7 protein-coding genes are annotated in these 9,574 nt (G+C 74.0%); 6 read left to right on the top strand and 1 reads right to left on the bottom strand.

Annotation, left to right across the window (positions count from 1 at the left end; genetic code table 11):
- The first annotated feature begins 191 nt into the window (after window positions 1-191).
- The 3 genes from FAF44_RS49505 (at window position 192) to FAF44_RS49495 (ending at window position 4,749) form a co-directional block, all read left to right on the top strand.
- Window positions 192-1,106 (top strand): hypothetical protein, encoded by a 915-nt coding sequence (locus FAF44_RS49505; RefSeq protein WP_237110438.1) that lies wholly within the window; start codon window positions 192-194, stop codon window positions 1,104-1,106.
- A 94-nt stretch (window positions 1,107-1,200) separates the two neighbouring features.
- Window positions 1,201-1,926, top strand: a complete 726-nt coding sequence (locus FAF44_RS49500; RefSeq protein ID WP_237110437.1) for a LuxR family transcriptional regulator — start codon at window positions 1,201-1,203, stop codon at window positions 1,924-1,926.
- Between the two features lie 111 nt (window positions 1,927-2,037).
- Complete coding sequence (locus FAF44_RS49495; protein WP_237110436.1) at window positions 2,038-4,749, top strand: DUF6493 family protein; 2,712 nt, start codon at window positions 2,038-2,040, stop codon at window positions 4,747-4,749.
- 45 nt (window positions 4,750-4,794) lie between these two features.
- On the opposite strand, the gene FAF44_RS49490 is transcribed toward FAF44_RS49495, so the two are convergent.
- Complete coding sequence (locus FAF44_RS49490) at window positions 4,795-5,904, bottom strand: DUF5925 domain-containing protein (protein WP_237110435.1); 1,110 nt, start codon at window positions 5,902-5,904, stop codon at window positions 4,795-4,797.
- Window positions 5,905-6,164: 260 nt separating this feature from the next.
- On the opposite strand from FAF44_RS49490, the gene FAF44_RS49485 reads away from it, so the two are divergent.
- The 3 genes from FAF44_RS49485 to FAF44_RS49475 form a co-directional block, all read left to right on the top strand.
- Window positions 6,165-8,030: a TrkA C-terminal domain-containing protein gene (locus FAF44_RS49485; RefSeq protein ID WP_237110434.1), complete on the top strand. Its 1,866-nt coding sequence runs from the start codon at window positions 6,165-6,167 to the stop codon at window positions 8,028-8,030.
- Window positions 8,031-8,062: 32 nt separating this feature from the next.
- Window positions 8,063-9,001 (top strand): S-methyl-5-thioribose-1-phosphate isomerase, encoded by a 939-nt coding sequence (gene mtnA, locus FAF44_RS49480; protein ID WP_237110433.1) that lies wholly within the window; start codon window positions 8,063-8,065, stop codon window positions 8,999-9,001.
- Window positions 9,002-9,082: 81 nt separating this feature from the next.
- The coding region (locus FAF44_RS49475; RefSeq protein WP_237110432.1) for a peptidoglycan recognition family protein at window positions 9,083-9,574 on the top strand (492 nt) is incomplete at its 3' end.

Genomic DNA, 9,574 nt, shown 5'->3' with positions numbered 1-9,574 from the left:
CCGCACCCTCCGCGCACGCCGCATCCCCCGCATCCCCGGCGGACGCCGCACCCTCCGCGCACGCCGCATCCCCCGCGGACGCCGCGCCTTCCGCGCACGCGGCACCCTCCGCGCCTTCCGCGCACGCGGCACACGCCGCGCCTTCCGCGGATGCCGCACACGCCACGCACGCCGTTCCTTTCGCGCACGGCGTGCACGAGATCGTCCTGACCCGCCGGGGCCGGTTCGTCGTCCGCGAGACGCCGCACCCGTCCCGCACCCCCTGCGTCCTCGGCCTTCAGGACGGCGAACCCGTCTGGACCCGCACCGGCGAGCCGCCGCCCCCCGGCCCCGGCATGGTGGCCGTCGAGGTGCGGGCCGCCACCCTGCCCCGGCACGCGGGCGGCCGGTGGGCCTGTGCCGGGGTCGTCACCGCCGTCGGCCCGGACGTGCCCGGTATCCGGCCGGGCGACCGCGTGGCCGGGCTCGCAATCGGGGCGCCTGCCTCCCACGTCCTCGCCTCCGCCCGTCTCCTCACCCGGACCCCGTCGGGCACGGGCGACGCCGAAGCGGCCACCGTCCCGCTGCCGCACCTGCACGCCCACCTCGCGCTCACCGTCCAGGCCGGGCTGTCGGCGGGCGAGACCCTGCTCCTCAACGCCGGCGCCACCGCCACCGCCCTGGCCGCCCTGCGCCACGCACTCGAACGCGGCGCGCACGTCGTCGCGGCCGCCAGGACCCCGGCCCAGCGCGACCTGCTGCACACGCTCGGCGCGCGGCCGGTGCTCGACGTCCTCGACCCGGACGCGGCGGCCCAGGTCCTGGAGGCCACGGACGGCCGCGGGGCCGAGGTGGTCGCCGGGGCCGTCCCGCCCGAATGGGAGCGGGCGCGGGCCGCGAACGGGCGGCAGGTCGAGCTGGGGGCCGCCGACCCGGCCGACCCGGAGGTGTTCGCCGAGGTCGTGGCGGGCGCGCCGGAAGGCGGGTGCCTGCCGCTGCCGTACGGCGCGTACCCGGCGGCCCGGGTGCGGGACGCGCTGGCCGCGATGCGCGAGGACCGGCACCTCGGCGAGATCGTCCTGCTCTTCGACCCGCTGGACGACCCGCCCACGTCCTTTACATCGTAGATCACAAGCACCTCGCACAAGGTGGCGGGCCGGCCTTGTCTAGCATGGGCACGGTCCGCAGCACCGGAGCCTTGCGGGAGCCCGAAGGAGGCGTGTGGAAGAGAGCGTGCCGCTGACCCAGCTCGCCCGCCGGCTGGAGGAGGTGGTGAGCGAGTTGCGGGGCCTCCCCGTGGACGTCGAGCGGCTGGAGGACAACGAACTCGTCCGGCGTCGCATCGCCCAGGCCGCCGGCTCGGCCCGCGACCTGCGCGCCATGCACCCCACCGGATCGCCCGACACCGGCCGGCACGAGCACCGCAGCCGGCGAGAGGTGCTCGACGCCCTGGAACGCGGCATGACGATGCGGACGATCGTGCACGCCGGCATCCTGGACGATCCGCTCAAGGCGTCCCGGATCCGGCAGTTGCACGCCGCCGGCGACCTGCACCGGGTGGTGGACGACCCGATCCAGCAACTGCTCGTCTTCGACCGGACGGTGGCCTTCCTGCGGCTCACCCCCGTGGCCCTCGCGCCCGGCGCGCTGGTGATCAGGCAGCAGAGCCTGATCGCCGCGCTGATCGACCTGTTCGAGCAGACGTGGGCCACGGCCAGGGAGGTCACCGAGCCGACGCACCGCCTGACCGCGCGGGAGCGCGAGGTGCTCGCGCTGATCGCGGAGGGACGTTCCAACGGCGCGGTCGCCCGCGCCCTGTCGATCACGGAGGCGGCGGTGGGCAAGCACGTGGCCGGGGTGTTCGCCAAGCTGGAGATCCCGGCCACGCCCGACGGCAACCGCCGGGTGCTGGCGGTGCTCGCCTACCTGCGGGGAACGGCCCGCTGACCCGTGCGAGGCCGTCCGGGCCTCCGGGGTAGGGCCAGGCCCACCTTGTGGTCGTGGCAGGGCCCGTGTGCGCGGGCGGTGGCGGGCACTTCAATGATCGATATGCAACGCATGACTGGTTTGTTGATCGGCGCGATGTTCGGCGCCGTCTTCGTCTTCGTGAACACGCACGACCCGCTGAGCGGCACGACCGTGCTCGTCCTGCGGGTGGCCGCGGGGCTGGCCGCCGCGGCCGTCCTGGCGCTGTGGCTCGCCGCCGCCCGTGGGGGACGGGAGGCCGGGGCCGCTGCGCGCGCGGCCATGTTCGGCCGCGGCTACCTGGCCGTCGTCGCCGCCGAGGCGGTCGCACTGTTCGGCGGCCTGCGGGTGCTGGCCGCACTGGAGGCCCCGGAGCAGACCGGTGTGGCGTGGGTGGCGCTGGTGGTGGGGGCGCACTTCGTGGTGCTGGCGCCGATCTGGCGGTCCTGGGACATCGCCGTCCCCGGCGTGGTGCTGACGCTGCTCGGCGTGGCGGGGCTCGTCCTGGCCATGTTGCGGCGCGGCCGGGCCACCCCGCCCGCGCACGACCCGCTCGTGGTGGCCTGGGCCGAGAACCGGCCCATCGCGGCGGAGCTGCGCGCGGACCCGCTGCTCGACCACCTCCTGCCCCGGCTGTTCGAGGCGGAGGGCGTCGGCGGGGTGCTGCGCGACGAGCGCGCCGACCCGCCCGCGCCCCGGAGTTGGCTGGCGGCACTGCGCAGGCTGGCCGGCGAGGGCAGGATCGGGCGCGACGTGCTGCTCGACGGGTGCCTGCGGCGTTTCCTGCGCGGCGGGCAGGCCGCTGACCTGCGCTTCTTCGTACGGCTGCACGAGCTGCTCGACCCCGCGTACGACGAGGTGAGCAAGCGCCGTCGCGACTACCTGCGGCTGCTGCCCGTCGCGCCCGGAGCCGTCGCCGAGCCGGCGCTCAGGCACCTGCGGCGGCTCGACGACCTCGACCCCGGCGAGGTGACCGAGGCGGTGCGGGCGCTGCTGTCCAGAAGCGAGCGCAAGCTGCTGACGGCGGGGCTCACCTGGCTGGACGAGCTGGCCCGCGATCGGGCGGCCGAGCTGTCCTCGCTGGCCCCCGACCTCGGGTACGCCTTCGCCTGCGAGTCGGCCGACGTGCAGGGCCGGGCGGTGCGGCTGGCGGTCAAGCACGCCAAGCGGTTCCACGGCGACGGGGCGCGGGCCATCCGCGAGGCGGCCGTGGTGCTGCCGCAGGAGCTGGGGGAGACGCTGGCCTCGGTGTTCGGCGGGGAGGCCGCCGGGGATGCGCGGGAGGCCGGGTTCACGCCGGTGCCGCTGCCCGAACCGGCCGTGGTCCGGGCGTTCCCCACCCCTGTGGTGGTGGCCGGCGACCTGGACGGGCTGCCGGCCGAGGGCCGGTGGGAGGCCGCCGAGCTGTGGCTGGCCGGCGTCGTACGGCTGTCGCGGATCGACCGGGACGGGCTGGCGGCGCGGCTGGCCGCGCTGCCGCCGGGCGTGCGGCCGCCCGAGGGGTGCTGGCCGGAGGTCCGGCACTGGGCCTGGGAGATCGCCCGGCTGCTGACGGAACCGCAGGCCGGGAACGCCTGCCAAGGGCGAGCCGGAGGTCCTCCGGCGGGGGAGCGGCTGCCCGGGGAAGGTGACGTGCCGGGGCCGCAGACCGAGGACGCCTGCCGAGGGCGAGCCGGAGGTCCTCCGGCGGGGGAGCGGCTGCCCGGGGAAGGCGACGTGCCGGGGCCGCACCGGTTCCTGCTGCGGCGCTGGGCCGAGGTGTGCGCGGCGATCGAGGCCGGGACGCTGCCGCCGTACCTGCTGGCCGAGCCCACCGAGGCGAACGGCCTGCTGGACGGCGCGGAGCTGGTCGACCGGCTGGCCGGATACGAGCGGGCGGGCGCCGCGCCCCTGCCCGCCGACCTCCGGCAGGCGCTGCTGCGGCTGCCCCGCGAGATCCCGCCCGGCGTGGCGGCCCGCGCCGGACGGCTGACCTCTCCGGCCGGACGGGCCGTGGCGCGCTGGATGGGCGGCGGGCGGCCCGAGTACGCCACGGAGATCGCCTGGTGGTACCTCCCGGTCGCGGGGATGCCGGAAAGCGGTGACCGCCAGGTGTACCGCGACGACCACGAACAGGTCCCCGGCGCGGTCCTCGACGAGCTGGAGGCCGGTTTCGGGGGGCCGTCGGCGGCGGAGCCGCTGGGCGAAGCCGTGGTGCGCCGGCCACGGGAGCACGACGGTCACCCGCACTGGTGGCCGTACCTGATGCCGTCCGACCCGGAGGCCGTGGCGGCGCACCTCGTGCCGTACCTTCCCGCGCGGTGGCGGCGGGCCCGTGTCCAGCCCGCTCAGGCGCAGGCCCTGGCGTCGGCCGGCGGGCCGATGGGCGACGCGGCGGCGCTCGTCCAGGCGTACTTCGTGGCCGACCGGAGCCGGTGCGCCGACCCGGTCGAGCGGGCGCGGCCCCTGGTGGAGCTGGCCGCCAGGGGGCAATTCGACGCCGAACGGGTGGGGCGGCAGCTCGCGCTGCTGGTCCGCAGGACGGAGTTCAAGCCGGGGCCGGTGTTCGAGACGCTGGAGAGCGCCGCCGCGCTGGGCGCGCATCGGGAGGTGTGGCGGATCATGACGGGGTTCCTGGCGGTGTACCTGCCGGGGCCGGGGGAGCGCCCGCACACCCGGCACACGCAGGGGCTCGCCTTCGCCCTGCGGGCGGCGCAGTGGGCGCGGGCCCGCGGGACGCCGGCCCGCGTCGCCGAGATCGCGCAACTCCGGGCGTCGAACAACTTCGTGCGTGAGGCCCGCAGGCTGCACACGTACCTGACCTGAGCCGAACGGCTCATGCCCCCACCCGCCGGGGTGGGGGCGCTGGGATCAGAGGTACAGGCCGGTGGACTCGTCGCCCTGAACCGGGGTGATCTCGCGGCCGGAGCGCAGCGCGTACAGTTGCGCGAGCGTCGCCCCCGACGGGCCCACGCCTTCCGGCGTGCCCAGCCAGGTCACCGCCTCCTCCTTGCTGAGCGGCCCCACCTCGACCTGCGACAGGCAGCGGCCGGGCCGGACGACGGCGGGGTGCAGGCGGGCCAGGTCTTCGTTGGTGGTGATCGCCACCAGGACGTCGCGGCCCTGCCCGAGCAGCCCGTCGGTCAGGTTGAGCAGCCGCGAGAGCCCCTGCCCCGCCTGGGCCTTGGCCCCGGAGCTGATCAGCTCGTCGCAGTCTTCCAGCACCAGCAGCCGCCAGCGCTGCGCGTCTTCGTCGGTGTCGTAGCCGACCGCCACCTCCATGAGGTAGCCCGGCTCGTTGAACAGCCGCTCGGGGTCGAGCACGCAGTCGACCTGGCACCAGTCGTGCCACTGCTTGGCCAGCGAGCGCAGCAGCGTGGTCTTGCCGGTGCCCGGCTGCCCGTGCAGGAGGATGAGCCGGCCGTTGACGTCGGCCGGCGTGATCGACATCAGCCGGTCGAGGGACGGGCGCACCTTGGCCGAGTAGTTGGCGCTGATCTCGGCCCAGGGCTGCGCGGTGATCGGCTTCTCCGAGCGGGTGCCGCCGTGCATGCCCCGCCACCAGAAGCCCATCTCGACGTGGTCGACGTCGGGCACGGGCTCCTCGGCGCCCTCGATGCTCTCCGCCAGCACGGTCTTGGCCAGATCCTCGTTGACCGCGGTCACGCTGACCGTGGCGGTGCGGTTGCGGTGCCGCACGACGCGCAGGGTCCAGCCGTCGCCGCAGATCAGCCGGGACTCCGAGCCGTCCTCGACCCGCGCGGTGCGCAGCACGCGCCCGCCTGCGGGGGCGAGCGCGGCGTCGGGGCGCACGCGCTCCAGGTTGGCCAGGCGGGACCACGGCTGAGCGCCCGTCGCGAACGGCGACAGCGCCAGCGCGTCGATGACGTCGATGGCGGAGTCGGCGTCGTCGATCCAGATGTTCATCGGGAGCTCAGAGGAGTCCGGGCTGGGGAAGGGCACCTCCCTGATCACAGACATACCTTTAATGATCTCCGTCTCGAGGCGGGATGTCGAAGGGTTTTGGCTGGGGATGGGCTGGGTTTCGTCCTCAGCGTACCGGCTCGGGCGGCGGGCGGGCGCAGAGCCGGGCGTGTTGTTCCGCGCGGCCGGACCGCCGCCGGACCGGGCCCTGATCGACGCGGTGTCCTGGTCGTTACCAGACGCCATGCGCGAGCCAAGATCGCCCGGTACCTTGTGTCGTTGGGTCAAATCACTCCTTACGTGGAGGTATCGGGGAAGTGTCGAAGGTCACGTTCCGCGAACGGGCGCGGTACTGGTTCGACAACACCATGTCCAGGGGCACGGCGTCGTTGATCGGGTGGCTGGCCGTCGCGTCGATCGCGCTGATCGTCGTCGTGGCGGGCGTCACGATGTGGCTGGCGCCCGGCGAGCCCGAGGGCGTGGGGCACGCGGGCGAGGTGCTCTGGATCGCTCTCATGCACGCCCTCAACCCCGGCAAGATGGCCAGCGACAAGGGCTCGCTCGGGTACATGGCCGTGATGTTCGTCTGCTCACTCGGCGGCCTGTTCATCGTGAGCATGCTCGTCGGCCTGCTCTCCAACGGGCTCAAGCAGAAGGTGGACCGGCTGCGCAGGGGCCGCTCGCGCATCGTGGAGTCCGGGCACACGGTGATCCTCGGCTGGTCCGACCAGGTGTTCACGATCGTGGCCGAGCTGGTCAAGGCGCACGCCAGCCAGAAGAGCTCCGCCATCGCCGTCCTGGCGGAACGTGACAAGCTGGAGATGGAGGAGGCCATCCGGGAGCACGTCGGCGACCTCGGCAGGACCCGGGTCGTCTGCCGCACCGGGCGGCCCACCGAGCCGCGCGACCTCGCGCTGATGAACCTCACGGCGGCCCGCTCCGTCGTCGTGCTCTCCCCCGAGGGCGACGACCCCGACGCCCACGTGATCAAGATCCTGCTCGCGCTGGCCAAGCGCGACGGCGTCCATCCCCCTGTGGTCGCCGGCCTCACCTCCAGCCGCAACATCGCCGCCGCCCGCCTGGCCGGCAGCGAGGACGTGCACCTGGTCGACTCCGACGACACCGCCTCCCGGCTGATCGTGCAGTCCTCCCGCCAGTCCGGCATGTCCGTCGTCTGCATGGACCTGCTGAACTTCGACGGCGGCGAGATCTACCTGCGCACCCCGAAGAAGCTCGTCGGCGTCACCTACGGGGACGCGCTGCACGCCTACCAGACCGCCTCCGCGATCGGCCTGCGCCGCCCCTCGGGCGTCGTGCTCAACCCGCCCGGGGACACCGTCATCAACGCCGACGACGAGGTCATCGTCATCGCGCACGACGACTCCCACGTGCGCCTGGCCGCCGGCAAGCCGTCCATCGACGAGGCCGCCATCGCGGTGGCGGAGCACGCGCCCACCGAGCCCGAGCGCACGCTCCTGCTCAACTGGAACGGCCGCGCCGAGCACATCGTCCGCTACCTGGACGGCTACGTCGCCCCCGGCTCGGTCCTGGAGGTCGCGGCCGACCACCCCAAGGCCGGCACCAACCTCGCGGGCCTGCGCAACCTCACCGTCAACGTCAAGGACTGCGACACCACCGACAGGTTCGCCCTGGAGTCGCTCGGCGTCGGCCTCTTCCAGCACGTCGTCGTGCTCTCCGACGACCGCTTCGACCCCCACCACGCCGACACCCGCACGCTCATGACGCTGCTCCAGCTCCGCGACATGCAGAGCACGCTCGGCGAGCACTACTCGATCGTCAGCGAGATGCACGACGAGAACAACCGCACCCTGGCCGAGGTCACCGAGGCCGACGACATCGTCATCAGCGACACCGTCATCGGCCTGCTCCTGGCCCAGCTCGCCGAGAACCGGCACCTGGCGGACGTGTTCGCCTACCTGTTCGACTCACGCGGCTCGGAGATCTACCCGCGCCCCGCGGGCCACTACGTGCGGACCGGTACGAAGGTGTCGTTCGCCACGGTCGTGGAGTCGGCCCGGCGCAGGGGCGAGACCGCCATCGGCTATCGCAACGCGACGGCCCGCAACGACCCGCCCCACTACGGGATCGTCCTGAACCCCGACAAGAGCACGCCCATCGTGCTGGGGGAGAAGGACTCGGTCATCGTCCTCGCCGAACGCTGACCGCTACGGGGTATTGGGTTAGCGTTTGCCCCGTGAGGACCATTGACTGGGTCGACGGCGCCGTCGAGCTCGTGGACCAGACCCTGCTGCCCGGCGAGTGCGTGACGCTGCGCGTCCACACCGTCGGCGAGCTCGTGGCGGCCATCCGGCGGCTGGCCGTGCGCGGCGCGCCCGCGCTCGGCGTCGCCGGGGCCCTCGGCGTCGTGCTGGCCGACGGCGACCTCGCCCAGATCGCCGCGCTGCGCGCCGCCCGTCCCACCGCAGTCAACCTCGCGTGGGGCGTCGACCAGGCCGCCGCCCACCTGGCCGGAGGCCGGGCGGCGGTGCTCGCGGCGGCGCTGCGGATCCGCGACGACGACATCGCCGCCTGCCTGGCCATGGGCGAGCGCGGCGCGGACCTGATCGAGGGCGACCGCCTGCGGATCATGACCGTGTGCAACACCGGCGGCCTGGCCGCCGTCGAACGCGGCACCGCGCTCGGCGTCGTCCAGACCCTGCACGAGCGCGGACGCCTGGCCGAGGTGCTCGTCCTGGAGACCCGGCCGCTGCTCCAGGGCGCCCGGCTCACGACCTGGGAGCTGGCCAGGATGGGCGCGCCGCACCGGCTGATCGCCGACTCCGCCGGGCCGTACCTGCTGGCCCAGGGCGAGGTGGACGCGGTGCTCATCGGCGCCGACCGCATCGCCGCCAACGGCGACACCGCCAACAAGATCGGCTCGTACGCGCTCGCGCTCGGCGCGGAGCGGGCCGGGGTGCCGTTCGTGGTCGTGGCCCCCGAGTCCACCATCGACCCGGGCACCCCGTCGGGGGAGCACATCGAGATCGAGGACCGGGGCGCGGACGAGATCGTGACCATCAGAGGAGTACGGGTCGCCCCCGAGGGCACGCCCGCCCTGAACCCGGCCTTCGACGTGACGCCGCACGACCTGATCAGCGCGATCGTGACGGAGCAGCGAGTGATCAGGCCGTAGCCGAAATCCCCGATCTCCCTGACCGCTCCGCGTTCGCCGGGTTACGCTCAGTCGTCATCACAGCGACCCTCGGAGATCACCGTGTCCATCGACCTGGTGTTAAGGCGCGACTGGAACGCGCGCGCGCCACGCGGCGACTACACACAGCTCGACTCCACCAAGGGAGTCAAAGTTCACTACACGGGCGGCAGAGTCGATCCGGAGATCGTCTCCGACCACGCCGGGTGCGTGGATCTGGTGCGGTCGATCCAGGGCTACCACATGGACAGCAACGGCTGGATCGACATCGGCTACTCCTTCGTGGCCTGCCCGCACCGGAAGGTCTTCGAAGGGCGCGGCCTGCACCACCTGCCCGCCGCCAACGGGCCGGGGCTCAACGCGGGCCACTACGCCGTGCTCGGGCTGGTCGGCAACGCCGGCCTCGTCGAGCCGCCCGACGACGTGCTGAACGCCATCCTCGACGCCGTCCAGTACGTGCGCGAGCGGGGCAACGCGGGCCACGAGATCAAGGGGCACCGCGACGGCTACTCCACCGACTGCCCCGGCGAGCCCCTCTACGCCTGGGTCCGGCAC

It is taken from the genome of Nonomuraea sp. MG754425 (genome assembly GCF_021699195.1).
Classification (GTDB): Bacteria; Actinomycetota; Actinomycetes; order Streptosporangiales; family Streptosporangiaceae; genus Nonomuraea.
Note: the sequence above shows the minus strand (reverse complement) of the source record. Positions and strands in the feature narration are given on the sequence as shown.

Bases quoted from the DNA above. Each gene is read 5' to 3' on its own strand.
- FAF44_RS49495 (WP_237110436.1), top strand. From the start codon at position 2,038: ATGACTGGTTTGTTGATCGGCGCGATGTTCGGCGCCGTCTTCGTCTTC.
- FAF44_RS49490 (WP_237110435.1), bottom strand. From the start codon at position 5,904: ATGTCTGTGATCAGGGAGGTGCCCTTCCCCAGCCCGGACTCCTCTGAG.